This window comes from Cupriavidus sp. H39, assembly GCF_050271075.1.
Lineage (GTDB): Bacteria > Pseudomonadota > Gammaproteobacteria > Burkholderiales > Burkholderiaceae > Cupriavidus > Cupriavidus necator_B.
The window spans coordinates 1,776,339-1,790,396 of the sequence record NZ_CP189848.1 but is presented as its reverse complement, the minus strand read 5'-3'; the positions used below and the strand labels follow the sequence as shown (position 1 = coordinate 1,790,396).

General features: G+C 65.6%; 13 protein-coding genes. 7 read left to right on the top strand and 6 right to left on the bottom strand.

Annotated features, from left to right (window positions below):
* Nucleotides 1–3: 3 nt before the first annotated feature.
* From ACOCMH_RS23735 to ACOCMH_RS23705, 7 genes are all read left to right on the top strand, one after another.
* Nucleotides 4–180, top strand: coding sequence for a hypothetical protein (locus tag ACOCMH_RS23735; protein ID WP_427313292.1), 177 nt, complete (start codon nt 4–6; stop codon nt 178–180).
* Nucleotides 177–743, top strand: coding sequence for a cytochrome C oxidase subunit II (locus tag ACOCMH_RS23730; protein WP_427313291.1), 567 nt, complete (start codon nt 177–179; stop codon nt 741–743). Before ACOCMH_RS23735 ends, ACOCMH_RS23730 begins: the two co-directional genes overlap by 4 nt.
* A complete protein-coding gene (locus ACOCMH_RS23725) occupies nt 730–2,352 on the top strand; it encodes a cbb3-type cytochrome c oxidase subunit I (protein ID WP_427313290.1) in 1,623 nt (540 codons plus the stop codon). Before ACOCMH_RS23730 ends, ACOCMH_RS23725 begins: the two co-directional genes overlap by 14 nt.
* Before the next feature lie 75 nt (nt 2,353–2,427).
* Complete coding sequence (locus tag ACOCMH_RS23720) at nt 2,428–3,183, top strand: c-type cytochrome (RefSeq protein WP_427313289.1); 756 nt, start codon at nt 2,428–2,430, stop codon at nt 3,181–3,183.
* Nucleotides 3,184–3,715: 532 nt separating this feature from the next.
* Complete coding sequence (locus ACOCMH_RS23715) at nt 3,716–5,050, top strand: MFS transporter (protein ID WP_427313288.1); 1,335 nt, start codon at nt 3,716–3,718, stop codon at nt 5,048–5,050.
* Between the two features lie 27 nt (nt 5,051–5,077).
* Nucleotides 5,078–5,647, top strand: coding sequence for an RBBP9/YdeN family alpha/beta hydrolase (locus ACOCMH_RS23710; protein WP_427313287.1), 570 nt, complete (start codon nt 5,078–5,080; stop codon nt 5,645–5,647).
* A 112-nt stretch (nt 5,648–5,759) separates the two neighbouring features.
* Entirely contained in the window at nt 5,760–6,923 is a 1,164-nt protein-coding gene (locus tag ACOCMH_RS23705; RefSeq protein WP_427313286.1) for a porin, read from the top strand.
* A gap of 137 nt (nt 6,924–7,060) precedes the next feature.
* Here ACOCMH_RS23705 and phaZ read toward each other — a convergent pair whose 3' ends face one another.
* From phaZ to ACOCMH_RS23675, 6 genes are all read right to left on the bottom strand, one after another.
* Complete coding sequence (gene phaZ, locus ACOCMH_RS23700; protein WP_427313285.1) at nt 7,061–7,891, bottom strand: poly(3-hydroxyalkanoate) depolymerase; 831 nt, start codon at nt 7,889–7,891, stop codon at nt 7,061–7,063.
* 72 nt (nt 7,892–7,963) lie between these two features.
* Nucleotides 7,964–8,395, bottom strand: a complete 432-nt coding sequence (locus ACOCMH_RS23695) for a phasin family protein (RefSeq protein ID WP_427313284.1) — start codon at nt 8,393–8,395, stop codon at nt 7,964–7,966.
* A gap of 58 nt (nt 8,396–8,453) precedes the next feature.
* Nucleotides 8,454–10,097: an alpha/beta fold hydrolase gene (locus ACOCMH_RS23690; protein WP_427313346.1), complete on the bottom strand. Its 1,644-nt coding sequence runs from the start codon at nt 10,095–10,097 to the stop codon at nt 8,454–8,456.
* 213 nt (nt 10,098–10,310) lie between these two features.
* Nucleotides 10,311–10,775 (bottom strand): MaoC family dehydratase, encoded by a 465-nt coding sequence (locus tag ACOCMH_RS23685; protein WP_427313283.1) that lies wholly within the window; start codon nt 10,773–10,775, stop codon nt 10,311–10,313.
* A 59-nt stretch (nt 10,776–10,834) separates the two neighbouring features.
* Nucleotides 10,835–12,637 carry an acyl-CoA dehydrogenase gene (locus ACOCMH_RS23680; RefSeq protein WP_427313282.1) on the bottom strand — a complete coding sequence of 601 codons (1,803 nt, stop codon included), beginning with the start codon at nt 12,635–12,637 and terminating at the stop codon, nt 10,835–10,837.
* Nucleotides 12,638–12,881: 244 nt separating this feature from the next.
* Nucleotides 12,882–13,853: an AraC family transcriptional regulator gene (locus ACOCMH_RS23675; RefSeq protein WP_427313345.1), complete on the bottom strand. Its 972-nt coding sequence runs from the start codon at nt 13,851–13,853 to the stop codon at nt 12,882–12,884.
* Nucleotides 13,854–14,058: the final 205 nt, after the last annotated feature.

Sequence of the window (14,058 nt, the reverse complement as noted above, 5' to 3'; positions counted from 1 at the left end):
GACATGCCAGAACCTCCCGATCACAACGAGCCGCGCCCGACCGATGCCGAGGTGCATCGCGTGGTCAGCGCAGGCCCATCCGGCACCTTCGCCGTGGCCGGTGTGGCGACGGCGATCGTCGTTCTCATCTACCTCTTGTTCTTTTTCTTCGTGCACGTGCCGCGGGGGCTGGTCCAATGACCGCCGCGCCGGATGGCCACCACGCCGAGTCGGTCGCCGTGGCGGCCGAGCGCCGCTGGGCCATGGTGGTCGGGCTGATCATCGCAGTCATCGTCCTGCTCATGATCTTCGCCAGCGTCCACTGGGCGTCCATGCCGCCGTCACGCGTGGAAACGGTCAACGTCAGGACGCTGCATCTCGAAGGCGAATTCGTCGAAGGCAACCTCGGCACCGCGGTCGACCGGGACGGCAAGGTCACGGTGCGGCTGGTTGCCCAGCAGTATTCATTCCAGCCGCAGTGCATCGTGGTGCCGCAGGGCATGCCGGTGACGTTCCGCGGCACCAGCGCCGACGCGGTGCACGGGTTCATCGTCGGCACGACCAACGCCAACACCATGCTGATTCCCGGCTTCGTGGCGACGTTCACCACCACCTTCAACCAGACGGGCGAGCACCTGATGCCCTGTCACGAGTACTGCGGCATTGGCCACGAGGCCATGTGGGCGAAGGTGCAGGTCCTCCCGCGCGAGGACTTTTTGGCCCGTGCGCGCAACACGGAAAGGATGACCTGTGTTCCTCGCTAGAAAACTCGTTCTCGCCCATTTCTGGGTGGCATTCGTCGCCTTTCTGGGCGCCATTCTGCTCGGCGAATGGCAGATGTTTATCCGCAGCCCGCTGGCGCAGTGGGTCAACAATCCCGAGCATTACTACCGCTCCGTCACCGCGCACGGCACGGTCATGGCGTACGTGATGCCCACGCTGGTAGCGATGGGGTTCGGCTACGCGGTCAGTGAACTCTCGCTGAAGCGGGCGCTGCTGGGCCTGCGCTGGGCGTGGATCGGCTACTGGCTGGTCATCGCCGGCACGGTGCTCGCGGCGGCGACCATGGGGCTTGGCAAGGCGTCGGTCCTCTATACGTTCTACCCGCCGATGATCGGCAGCCCGTTCTACTACCTGGGCGTGGTGCTGGTGGTGGTCGGCTCGTGGATATGGGTGGCGCTGATGTCGGTCAACCTGGCCGCCTGGAAGCGCGATAATCCGGGCGCGACCGTGCCGCTGGCCATGTATGGCATCGTGGCGGGCGCCTACCTTTGGGCATGGACCTCGCTGGGCGCGGCCATCGAAGTGCTGGTGCTGATCCTGCCGGCATCGCTGGGGCTCACCGACACCATCAATGCCGGACTGGCACGGGTCTTTTTCTCCTGGACACTCCATGCCATCGTTTATTTCTGGCTGATTCCCGCCTATGTCGCCTTCTACAGCATCGTGCCGCGCGCCATCGGCGGACGACTCTACAGCGACACCATGGGCCGAGTGGCGTTCGCGCTCTTCCTGGTCTTCTCGATGCCGATCGGCATCCACCACCTGTTCGCCGACCCGCAAGTCGGCTCAGGCTTCAAGTTCGTCCATGCGGCGATGACGGCAATGGTGTCGGTCCCCACGCTGCTCACTGTCTTCACCATCGTCGCCTCGGTCGAGATCGCGGCCCGGTTGCGCGGCGGCCGCGGCGCGTTCGGCTGGCTGGCCGCGCTGCCGTGGCACAACCCGATGATGCTGGCTGTGACGTTCTCGTTCATCATGCTGGGCCTCGGTGGCGCGGGGGGCATCATCAACATGAGCTACCAACTCAACGAAACGATCCACAACACCCAATGGGTCACCGGCCACTTTCACCTGATCTTCGGCGGCGCCATCGTCATCATGTACATGGCGCTGGCCTACGATCTTTGGCCGCAGCTGACCGGCCGCGGACCGCTGCCGGCGGGGCTGATGCGCCTGCAATTGTGGCTCTGGTTCCTGGGCATGCTGGTGCTGTCGCTGCCGTGGCACTGGGTGGGGCTGCTCGGCATGCCACGCCGCATGGCGTACTACGACTACAGCCACCCCGCGCTGCAGCCGCAAGCATGGACGGTCATTGCCTCGACGCTCGGCGGGCTGGTGATGGTGCTGTCGGCGCTGCTCTTCGTCATCCTCCTCGCCACCGGCCACCGCCGACCGGCCGGCACGCCCGCGCCCTACACCTTCAGCGAGACGCTGCACCCGGAGGCGCGTCCTCCGGCAGCGCTGAACGGCCTGGGGCTGTGGGTGGCGATGATGATCGCGCTCACGCTGGTCAACTACGGTTATCCGATCGTCCAGCTGGCAGTGCTTGACAACGCGTCGGTGCCAGTGGTGCCGATTGGTAGCCGCTGACTCGGCTGCCCACAGGCCAAACAGGAGACCCGGTCAATGTCCGCGCATCACAACCCCATCGGCAGCAAGAGCGTATTGGCGCTGATCGTGCTGACGGTGGTGCTGGCGCTGGTCGGCTTCATCTGGCTTCCCTCCGTGCAAAGCGATTTCTCCGCACGCGGCGTGTGGGACGCTATCTGCCGCGCCGCCGGCGCCCCTGCCAGCTGGAATAGCCAGGGCACCTCACGCAACGGCCACATCGCCACCAATGTCGTGCTCGACCGTAGCATGGCCCACGCCGCGCCCGCCGACGTCGTCGGCCGCGGCGCCACGCTGGCCCTGAACAATTGCACGATGTGCCACGGCGCGCGCGGCATGAGCGCGTCCAATGCGCCCAACCTTGCCGGCCAGTACCCGGAAGTCGTCATCAAGCAGTTGCAGGATTACAGGTCCGGCAAGCGCGGCAGCGCGATCATGGAATCGCTGGCCCGCAACCTGTCCGAACGCGACATCACCGACCTCGCCGCCTACTACGCCTCGCTCCCCAAGGCCCGTACCGCACCGACCACCTATGACGAATCCCTGCCCCCGCTCGTCCGCGTGGGCGACCCGCTGCGCAACATCGCCCCGTGCATCTCGTGCCACGGCGGCGTCGACCAGAAGTTCGGGGCACCCTGGCTGGAAGGCATGCCGCATGACTACCTCACCACTGAACTACGCGCCTTTCGCAACGGGCAGCGGCGCAACGACGCCGAAGGCCAGATGCGCAACATGGCCAGGGCAATGACGGACAAGGAGATTGAAGAGGTGGCGGGTTTTTACGCACGAAAAGCGGCGGCCGAAGGGCATTAGTCAAGCAGGAGTTCCCCACTTCACCCCAAAGGTTGTTTCCGTTTTCGCCATAGCGGCGCCAGGACCGCGCCACCACATCGGATGTGAGGGGCATGCCAAAGGCAATAGATCCCTTACCGCGCGGCGATTAGTGGGCCACGCCACACGCACCCTTCCCGCTCGACAGTCCGAACGGCCATGATGAGGTGCACCCTGGCGCCCACTGCGTTAGCGACGGCAAGTGGGTCACTTTCTATAAGCACGAAAAAGAGGTATGGGCATGCAACGCCATGTATGCCGCGGCCCATTTCGACCTCGTTCCGGTTCCGAGCGCCTCCTGATGCGCCACATCTTCGGAGCCCCCAACCCACTCCTCGTTTTCCCCGACTGTCCCAAATTGCAAACAAGTTGTCCCCGCTAGTCAAACTGCTGAAAGCCAATCCTAGATACTTCGCCGGTCGCGACAGGACTGTGGCCAGCGTGTGAAAGGAGGGTTTTGTTCCCTGCATGCGTAGCCATGACGCAGTCAAGCGCATCCAGGAAAAGGCTTTTCATGCTCGGGCAAACCATCACGCATTCCCCCATCTCAGCCGGCGCGGCCGGTGCGAGTTCGTCGCGTTCTTACGCCTGGCTCGTCTTTGCGCTGAGCTTTGGCTTGTTGCTGTCTGACTACATGTCCCGGCAGGTGCTCAACGCCGTCTTTCCGCTGCTGAAGGTGGAATGGTCGCTGAGCGACACCGAGCTCGGTGCGCTGGGCGGGATCGTGGCCTTGATGGTTGGCCTGCTGACGTTTCCGCTGTCCATCCTGGCCGACCGCTGGGGCCGGGTCAGGAGCCTGATCCTGATGGCGGCGCTGTGGAGCCTGGCCACGCTGGGGTGCGCGCTGGCCAGCAATTTCGGGCAGATGTTCGTGGCGCGGCTGTGCGTGGGGATTGGTGAGGCGGCCTATGGCAGCGTCGGCATTGCCGTGGTGCTTTCGGTGTTTCCGCGCCATCTGCGTGCCAGCCTGAGTTCGGCGTTCATCGCTGGCGGGGCGTTTGGCTCCGTGCTGGGGATGGCGGCGGGGGGTGCCCTGTCCGCTCACTTTGGCTGGCGTTGGGCCTTTGCCGGCATGGCGATCTTCGGGCTTGTGCTGGTCGGGTTCTACCGTCTCTTCATTACCGAGCCGCGCCTGCAGGCGCAACGCCGTGCGCTGGGCGAGGAACCGGACAGTGCCGCTCGGCGCGAGAGCGTCTCACTGCGCCCGCTGCTGTCTGCTCTCTTTTCGGCGCGTTCGATCCTCTGCGCGTATGTGGGCAGTGCGCTGCAGTTGCTGGTCATGGGAGCCCTGCTCACCTGGATGCCGAGCTTCCTGGCGCGCTACTACGGCATGGCGACGGACCGTGCCGGCGTGACCGCCGCGGCATTCGTGCTGGCGGCTGGCGCAGGGATGGTCCTGTGCGGCACGCTGACGGACTGGGTGGCTCGCCACGTCCCCGGGCGCAAGTGGCTGATGGCCGTGGCCTACAGCGTGACCTGCTGCGCGCTGCTGCTCACTGCGTTCCACCTGCCCGCCGGCACCGCGCAACTGGTGCTGATCGGTGCCGGCATGCTGTTTGTCGGTGGCACGGCAGGCCCGGCCAGTGCCGCGGTTGCAAACCTGACCCATCCAGCCATCCATGCCACCGCCTTTGCCACGCTTACGCTGGCAAACAACCTGTTGGGCCTGGCGCCCGGACCCTTTGTCACTGGCCTGATCGCCGACCGGATTGGCCTGCTCGGCGCCCTTCAACTGATCCCGCTGGCAGGCGTGCTTGCCGCGCTGTGCTTCCTGGTGGGGCGCCGCACCTATATGGCCGACCTGCTTCGCCTGGAAAGCCAGCGCGAGGCAGACCCGAACAAGGCTTGATCTTCTGATTGATTACCTGGACAACTGATGAACCTTCCCGCTGATATCACCTTCCTGATGGTTCCCGGCCTGCGCGATCACGTGGCGGAACACTGGCAGACCCTGCTCCAGGCCGAGCTGCCGAACGCCCGTTCGGTGGCGCCGCTGGAGCACGACAAGCTCAGCCGTGATGCCCGCGTGAGCGCGCTGGACGCTGCCCTGGCCGACATCGACGGCCCGGTGGTGCTGGTGGCGCATAGCGCCGGCGTGATGATCACCGTGCATTGGGCCGCACAGCACCACCGCAAGATCCGTGGCGCGCTGCTGGCCACGCCTGCTGATCTTGAAACGCCGATGCCGGCCGGCTATCCGGACCACGCCGCGCTGGCCGGGAACGGCTGGCTGCCCGTGCCCCGGGCGCAACTGCCCTTCCCCAGCCTCCTCGCCGCCAGCCGCAACGATCCGCTGGCCAGCTATGAGCGCGCCGCGCAGATGGCCAGCGACTGGGGCAGCCGCCTGGTCGACCTCGGCGAAGTCGGCCACCTGAACCCGGCGGCCGGATATGGCCCGTGGCCGCGCGCGACCGAGTTGCTGGAAAAGCTGCTGCGCGCCAGTTGAGCCGCAATAGGCTTCGCGTAGCGCAAAGCCGCCACAGAGATTGCAGTACCTGTAGTACTCACACAGACGGATTCATCCGCATCGCAACCAAAGGAAAAGAGGAGAAATACCAATGAAGCTCAGGAGCATGGCCGCGGCCGCGCTGCTCGCCTGTTCGGGGGGCGCCTTCGCCCAGTCGAACGTTACGCTGTACGGCGTGGCGGACATCAACGTGGAGTATGCCAATCACCTCGGCGCGGTCCCGACTGCCGCCAACCAGTTCAACCGCGGTCCGGCCAACGACGTCTACCGCATGAACTCTGGCGGCGTCTCCGGCTCGCGCTGGGGCCTTCGCGGCAGCGAGGACCTCGGTGGCGGCCTGCAGGCGCTGTTCGTGCTGGAAAGCGGCTTCAACGTCGACAGCGGCACCTCGCAGCAAAGCGGCAGGCTGTTCGGGCGCCAGGCGTACGTGGGCGTGCAGAAGCCCGGCATCGGCATGGTCAGCCTGGGCCGCCAGTACACATCGATGTTCGAGGCACTGGCCAATTTCTCGCCCACGGCCTATGCCACGCAATACGAACCGGTGGTGCTGCAGTCTGGCCCGAACTTCCGTGAGGACAACACGGTCAAGTACACCGGCAAGTTTGGCCCGGTCACGGCGCTGGCGCACTGGTCGTTTGGCGCGGGCCTGGCCTTGCCGGCCACCGTGGGCATCGCCACGCCGATCGGTGGCAACGGCGAGGTCCCCGGCCAGTTCCGGCGCGATACCGCCTATGGCGCCGCGGTTGCGTACCAGGGCGGCCCGTTTGGCGTGACCGCTGGCTACGATCAGTGGAACCCGACCATCGGCACCAGCACTGGCACCGCCAAAAAGGCCGTGGTGGGCGCCAGCTACAGCATCGGGCCGGCCAAGATCATGGGCGGCTACCGCTGGGGCCAGAACAAAAACGCGGCGGATGTCGTGATCCAGCGTGATGACTTCTACTGGATCGGCGCCAACTACCAGGTCACGTCAGCCATTGGCCTGACGCTGGAATACAACTACGACAACGTCAAGAGCCTGTTTGGCAATACCAACGTCGCCAACCCCTGGCAGATCGCCTTCGTGGCGAACTATGCGTTCTCCAAGCGCACCGACGTCTACCTGACGACCGCCTACGCCAAGAACGCCGGCCTGATGATGGAATCGCTGGCAACGATCTACGCCAACAGCCTGTCGCTGGGCAACAGCTACGCGCTGGGCAATGGCCAGAGCAATATGTTAGGAGCCGCCGTCGGCATTCGCCACAAGTTCTGACCAGGCGATCCGGTCATCGGATCGACACTGGACAATATGCTCGTTTGCGGCCGCCCGGGGATTCCCCCGCGCGGCCGCTCTTTTTCGTTTCGAGGAGCAAGAAAAAGCCGCGGTCGTGTTGCGGCTTGAGCAAGGGTCTAGCGGCGCAGGAAGGCGCCGATGACGCGCGCGGTGTTCTCCGCGCCGGTCACGAGGAAGAGATGCCCGTCGTCGAGCACGTGCAGTTCCGCATTGGGGATGCGGGCGGCGAGGATCCTGGCATTGACCAGCGGCACGATGGGATCGTCGGCGCCGTGCATCACCAGCGTGGGCTGCCTGACCGCGCGCAGCCACGGCAGGCTGCTCCAGCCCCAAGCCGCCAGCAGTTGGTAGAGGTAGCCACGTCCCCGTGGCGGTTGCATGTGCCGTCCATGTTCGTCGAGCAGTGCAGGATCGTCGCGGAAGGCGCCGCCGTAGAGGTCGGCGCCAACGCGTCGCAGGTACTCCGGATCGCTGTAGCGGCGCACGCCGATCATCTTCGACAGCACCGACAGCCTGCCCGGCACCATGAGCACGCCGGGCGACGTTGCCGCCAGCACCAGGCGGCGGCAACGCTGCGGATAGAGCCGTGCGAATTCCTGCGCGAGCGCACCACCCCACGACACGCCGAGCGTATCGACCTGGCCCGCATAGCCAAGGTGCGACAGCAGCCTGTCGGCAAGCACGCAAAGGTTGGAGAAGCGGTAAGGCAACAGCGGCGCGGGGGAGCCGCCGGCGCCGGGAACGTCGAAGATGATGACTTCCACGCCCACCAGCGCATCGACGAAGGGCTCGATCAGTTCGAGATTGGCGCCGATGCCGTTGAAGATGAGCAGCGGCGGACCCCCGTCGCTGCCGGGCCGGATGCCGACCCTGAGTTGCTGCCCGTCCAGAGCTACAGTCTGGACCTGCATGTGGCCGGCCCTGATGCCAGCATTGCTTATTGTCATCAAGCTGTCCTGGAGTCGTTGGCGCGAAGGCACGGCCACGATCGCTGCGATCGCGGCCGTGCACCCCGGTGCTTACTGCCTGGGTCGCAGGATGCCCTTCACTTCCTCGACGTTCTCGGCGATGCGCCGGCCTACTGCGGTAATGCTGTCGGCCTGGGTCTTGTACACGGTGTCGGTCAGGCCGCGCAGGCCGTTCACGGCCTTTTGCAGCGAGCGCGGCAGCACTTCAGAGACCTTGGCCGCCTGGCCGTCGGCGTCCTTGCCGCCACGGGCCAGCGCCTGCAGGTCGGCGGCGGTCTCGCAGAGGTATTCGCCCTGCTGTCGCACCAGCGACTGCAGGCCGGCCAGCAGCGCGATATTCACGCCGGCCAGGGCCTCGATGTCCTTGCGGCGCGATTCGAGGATAGCCGCCGGGTCCAGGCGGTTCAGCTTGACGAAGTCAAACAGCTTCTTGTGCGGGGCGGTGTGTGCGGTCGACGTGCCCGCGGTATTGGTCGATTCCATCTTTATTTCTCCTGACAGGTTGGGTTGTAGAAAACGATGGCCCTGTGGGGCCGGTGGACTACGCTTCAGACACGTAAAGGCCAGGGGCCTCGCCGCAAGGCGTGTATTGCAGGCTACCGGGGCTGGCCGGTGCGTTGCGCTTCGGCCCCGAGCGCTTCTTCAGCCATTGGCTCCAGTGCTGCCACCATGAGTCCTGGGTGGCCGTGGCGCCTTCCAGCCAGGTCTCCGGGTCCGCCTCGGTCGCGTCGTTGCGGAAGAACTTCGCCTTGGGGTTGCCGGGCGGGTTGATCAGGCTCTGGACATGCCCGCTGGAGCTGAGCACGAACTCCGTGCGTCCGCCAAAGGCGCGCACCGAGCGGTACACGGCCTTCCACGGCGTGATGTGGTCGGTCATGCCGGCCAGCACGTATTTGTCGCACTGGACTTCGGACAGGTCGATGGCGTGGCCCAGCACGCGCAGCGCGCGCGGCGTGGCCAACTGGTTCAGTGTGAGCATGTCGAGGAACTGGCCATGCAGGCCGGCTGGCAGCCGCGTGGTGTCATTGTTCCAGTAGAGGACATCGAAGGCCGGCGGCGCATTGCCCAGCAGGTAGTTGTTGACCCAGTAGTTCCACACCAGGTCATTGGGGCGCAGCCAGGCAAAGACCCGACCCAGCTCCTCGCCGTCGAGCACGCCGCGCGCCTGGCTGCCCTGCTGGGCGGCCGTGACGGCTTCGGGCGTGCTGAACAGGCCAAGCTGGGACTGGGCATCCAGCCCGAACACCGACACCATCAGCGTGGCCGCATGCACAAGCTTCTCGCCGCTCGCGGCGCAGTAGCCCATCAGCGCCGACATCGTCATCGCGCCCGAGCAGGCGCCGTGCAGGTTCACGTCAGGGCTGCCGGTGATGTCGCGGATGGCGTGGATGGCTTCGATCAGCGCGCGGACATAGGTATCCATGTCCCAGTCGCGATGCGCTGCCGTGGGGTTGCGCCAGCTCACGATGAAGACCTGCAGTTCCTGGGCCAGCAGGTACTCCACCATGCTCTTGCCCTGCGCCAGGTCGAACACGTAGAACTTGTTGACCTGCGGCGGCACGATGAGCTGCGGCCGCGCGTGGACCTTCTCGGTAGACGGCGTGTACTGGATCAGTTCCAGCACATCGTTGCGGAACACCACCACGCCCGGCGTGGTGGCCAGGTTCTTGCCAACACTGAACGCCTCCTTGTCCACCTGGGCGGGCATGCCGCGGTTGGTCAGGGTGTCGGTAACCAGGTTGGTCAACCCGCTGATCAGGTTCATGCCGCCTGACTCCACAGTTTTCCTGAGCGCCGCCGGGTTGCCCAGCAGCGTGTTGGTCGGTGCCAGCGCATCGGCCACCAGCGAGGTGAAGTACTCCGCGCGGTGCTTGCTGCGCTCGTCCATGACCGAGCGCCGGACAAAGCCGCTGATGGAATTGCGCCAGGTCTCGTAGCCCTGCAGCGACATGCGGTACAGCGGGTTGTCCCGCCAGGCCGGGTCGCCAAAGCGCCGGTCGCGCGCCGACGGCATCGGGGCCGAGCCGTCCAGCACGCTGACCAGGTCCTGCGCCAGCTGCGCCTGCTGCTCCAGCACCAGCACCGGCTCCTGCAGGCACTGCGCGCCGATCTGCTGCGCAGTGCTGACCAGGTCTTCAAGGCGCAGGCCCACGAAGGGGTTGGGGCCGGCCATCATGTCCGGCATGCGTTCGATGGACGCCACCGCGGTGGCCGCGCTCACGGCTGCAGCCTGATCCGCACTATCGTCCCTATCGACCTTGGCGCTATCGATCTTGGCCATAACGACCTTCGCCCTGCCGGCCCTGCCGCCCTTGCTGCCGTGCTCTCTCGTACTGCTGACCCTCGTCATCATGCGTCTCCCGCCTTATTCCTTGCTACTACTGTCTTGCTCATTGCTTCAGGCGACCAGCAGCGCCAGGGCTTCCGCCACCAGCGCGGGCTTGACCTCGCCTTCGATCTCGATCGTGTTTTCCGTGCGCAGCAGCACGCGGCCGCCGCCCTTGTTGTCTGCAGCCAGCAGGCTGACGCGATTGCGCACGCGCGAGCCCGCCTTCACCGGCGCCAGGAAGCGCGTCTTTTCCAGTCCGTAGTTGACTGCGGCGCTGGCATCGGCCGGGATCACGCCCATCTCTTGCATTTGGCCTGCCACCAACGACAGCGTCAGGTAGCCGTGCGCGATGGTGCCGCCGAACGGACTTTCCTTGCCGGCACGCTCCACGTCCACGTGGATCCACTGCTTATCGTTGGTGCATTGCGCGAATGCGTCGATGCGCGCCTGGTTCACTTCCACCCAGTCGGACACGCCCAGTTCCTTGCCGACGAACGCGTTGAGCGTCGCCATGCGGTAGTTTTCGATTGCCATACTGCCTCCTGCATTGATTGATCTTTTTGCCCGTGCCGCGCTGCGCCACGGTTTGGGTTTCAAAACCGGGATTCGTCCAGGTTCAGGAAACCGTCCTCGCCCGACGCACCGGTGATGGCCGCTTCCAGCGCCGCGGCGCGCGGCAGGATCTGCTTGGCGAAGAACTCAGCGGTGGCGATCTTGGCGGCGTAGAACGCCTCGTCCTCGCCGCGCTTGTGCGTCGCCACGACCAGCGCGCGCGCCATCTGCCAGCCCGTCAGCACGATGCCGGCCAGCTTGAGGTAGGCCACGCTTGCGCCAAACACCGCGTTCGGCTCCTTGGCCGCGTTCTCCAGCACAAAGTCGACGGCCCGGCCCAGCGCCATGCGCGCGTAGCCGAGCTGCACGAACATGGCGCTGCATGCCGCATCCGCGCCGCTACCGGCGCAGTCCCTGAGCGCATCGATGGTCTGGTCGACTTCGGCCAGGATGGCGCGCGCGGCCAGGCCGCCATCGCGCACGGTCTTGCGGCCCACCAAGTCGTTGGCCTGGATGGCGGTAGTGCCCTCGTAGATCGGCAGGATGCGGGCGTCGCGGAAGTGCTGCGCGGCACCGGTTTCCTCGATAAAGCCCATGCCGCCGTGCACCTGCACGCCCAGGCTGGTCACGTCCAGCGACATCTCCGTGCTCCAGCCCTTGATGACGGGCACCAGGAACTCGTAGGCCGACTTGAACTGCGCCCGCGTATAGGCATCCGGTGCGTGGTGGGCAAGGTCCGAGTACGCAGCCGCCACCAGCGACAGTGCGCGCGCGCCTTCGGTCAGCGCGCGCATCTCGGTCAGCATGCGGCGCACGTCGGGGTGATGAATGATGGCCACCGCCTCGCGCGACGAGCCATCGACCGGGCGGCTTTGCACGCGATCCTTCGCATAGGCCACCGCCTGCTGGTAGGCACGGTCGGAGATGGCAATGCCCTGCACGCCCACGCCGAAGCGCGCAGCGTTCATCATCACGAACATGTACTCCAGGCCGCGGTTCTCCTCGCCGACCAGGTAACCGATGGCACCGCCATGGTCGCCAAACTGCAGCACCGCGGTCGGGCTGGCCTTGATGCCGAGCTTGTGTTCGATCGACACGCACTGCACGTCATTGCGCGCCCCCAGCGAGCCGTCGTCGTTGACCAGGAACTTCGGCACCACGAACAGCGAGATGCCCTTCACGCCCTCGGGCGCTCCCGGCGTGCGCGCCAGCACCAGGTGGACGATGTTGTCCGCCATGTCGTGCTCGCCGTAGGTGATGAAGATCTTGGTGCCAAAGATCTTGTAGTTGCCGTCAGCCTGCGGCTCGGCGCGCGTGCGCACCAGCGCCAGGTCGGAACCGGCCTGGGGCTCGGTCAGGTTCATGGTGCCGGTCCACTCGCCGGCGATCAGGCGCGGCAGGAAGCGTTGCTTCAGCTCGTCGGCGCCAGCGGTGAGCAGCGCTTCGATCGCGCCGTCGGTCAGCATGGCGCACAGCGCGAACGACAGGTTGGCCGCGTTCATCATTTCCATGCACGGCGTGCCGACCAGCTTGGGCAGGCCCTGGCCACCAAACTCGACCGGGTGCACGATGCCCTGCCAGCCGCCCTCGCCAAACTGGCGGAACGCTTCCGCGAAGCCGGGGGTGGTCCTGACTTCGCCGTCGTGCCAGCTGCTGGGTTGCTTGTCGCCGGCAACGTTGAGGGGGGCGATCACCTCGCCGTGGAACTTTGCGGCTTCGCCGATCACGGCCTCGACGGTGTCGGGGGTAGCGTCTTCATAGCCAGGCAGGCTGGCAATCTTTGTCAGTCCGGCCAGCTCGCGGATGACAAACAGGATGTCCTTGGTAGGTGCGATGTAGCTCATTCTCGGCCTCTGTGCAATGTCCACAGCACCGGCATCCGATTCACTAACCGGTGGCGCTGTAACGTTATGTGCCGATCGTAGTGGCGGCACGCACGAAGTCGGATACCCAAACCTGCCCATTCACTGACAAATCCTGCCGCTTTGCGCGGCAGCCGCCCTGAACGGCCGACATGCGTCGCAAGAGCCGGCTAATGTGGCCAGATTTGTCAGTCGCCGGCCAGCTTTGCCAGCCGTGCAGGCGGGTCTATAGCGCGCGGCGGTAGGCGTTGGGGGTGCTGCCGGTCCAGTGGCGGAAGGCGCGATGGAATGCGGTGGGATTGTCGAAGCCCACATCGAAGGCAATGGCCGCGATGGGATCCTCGGAGCGCGTCAGGCGCTGGATGGCGATATCGCGCCGCACGTCGTCCTTGATCGCCTGGAAGGAAGTGCCTTCCGCCGACAGGCGCCGGCACAGGGTGCGCACCGAACAGTGCAACGCATGGGCCACCGCCTCGATGGTGGGCGACACCGGCAGGCACTCGGCAACGTATTGCCTGACCCGGTGGGAGCTCATCTGCTCGGCAAAGGAAACGAAGATCCAGTCCTCGGGCGCGCGCGACAGGAACTTCTCCAGATCCGGCTTGCGCTGGCGCACCGGCATGTCCAGGTAAGCCGCATCGAAGCCGATGCGGTTTTGGTCGCAACCGAAATGCACCGGACCGGGAAACAGGTATAGATGGTCGCCGGCCAGCGGCGAGTGATGAACCTGGAACTCCACTGCCTGCAGCGGGATCTTTTGGCGGATCAGCCACGACGCCACGCCATGCACGAGCTTCAGCATTAGTTCCCGCCCCAGCACGCTGACGGCGGGGCCGGCCGGGTTGTCTACCAGCTCCACATAGCCAGACCCACCATCGCGCCGCGACTCGATGCGGAAGTCATCTAGGATCAGGTGGAAGAACTGGCCGAAGCGATGCAGCGCCACCTCCAGCCTTGGCGCATCCAGCAAGCTCAGGCACAGGTACTTGAGCGTGCCATTGCGCAGCGGCCGGCTGAAAATGCCGGGCATTTCATCGTCGGCTTCCTTGGCGAGCAGGCGGTACAGCGTGGAAAACTGTTCCTGCGTGACGCGTGCGGCCGGCTCGGCCAGCAACTCCCCGGCAATGCCTGAGCACTCGGCCAGCCGCGCGATCGCCATGGGATCGGCGCCGGCCAGGAAGCCATTGACGACAGAGATTGGCACGGTAGCGGACAGGCCGTTCACGCGGGGCGCAGGCAGTGCATGCCGGAGAGAGGGTGACGGGGCATTCTGTCACAGCGTGTGCGCGATGGAAATGCGGATCGATGCCTAGAGCAGCCCTTGCGCCGGCTCCGCTCGTGTTTTCCCTGACTGTCCCGAAATGTAAATCGTTCGTCCCGGATCATCAAATCGCCGCGTGTCG

Excerpts from the sequence above, each read along its gene's own strand:
- ACOCMH_RS23735 (WP_427313292.1), top strand. The coding sequence starts at position 4 with ATGCCAGAACCTCCCGATCACAACGAGCCGCGCCCGACCGATGCCGAG.
- ACOCMH_RS23730 (WP_427313291.1), top strand. The coding sequence starts at position 177 with ATGACCGCCGCGCCGGATGGCCACCACGCCGAGTCGGTCGCCGTGGCG.
- ACOCMH_RS23715 (WP_427313288.1), top strand. The coding sequence starts at position 3,716 with ATGCTCGGGCAAACCATCACGCATTCCCCCATCTCAGCCGGCGCGGCC.
- ACOCMH_RS23710 (WP_427313287.1), top strand. The coding sequence starts at position 5,078 with ATGAACCTTCCCGCTGATATCACCTTCCTGATGGTTCCCGGCCTGCGC.
- ACOCMH_RS23705 (WP_427313286.1), top strand. The coding sequence starts at position 5,760 with ATGAAGCTCAGGAGCATGGCCGCGGCCGCGCTGCTCGCCTGTTCGGGG.
- phaZ (WP_427313285.1), bottom strand. The coding sequence starts at position 7,891 with ATGACAATAAGCAATGCTGGCATCAGGGCCGGCCACATGCAGGTCCAG.
- ACOCMH_RS23695 (WP_427313284.1), bottom strand. The coding sequence starts at position 8,395 with ATGGAATCGACCAATACCGCGGGCACGTCGACCGCACACACCGCCCCG.
- ACOCMH_RS23690 (WP_427313346.1), bottom strand. The coding sequence starts at position 10,097 with ATGCCGGACATGATGGCCGGCCCCAACCCCTTCGTGGGCCTGCGCCTT.
- ACOCMH_RS23685 (WP_427313283.1), bottom strand. The coding sequence starts at position 10,775 with ATGGCAATCGAAAACTACCGCATGGCGACGCTCAACGCGTTCGTCGGC.
- ACOCMH_RS23680 (WP_427313282.1), bottom strand. The coding sequence starts at position 12,637 with ATGAGCTACATCGCACCTACCAAGGACATCCTGTTTGTCATCCGCGAG.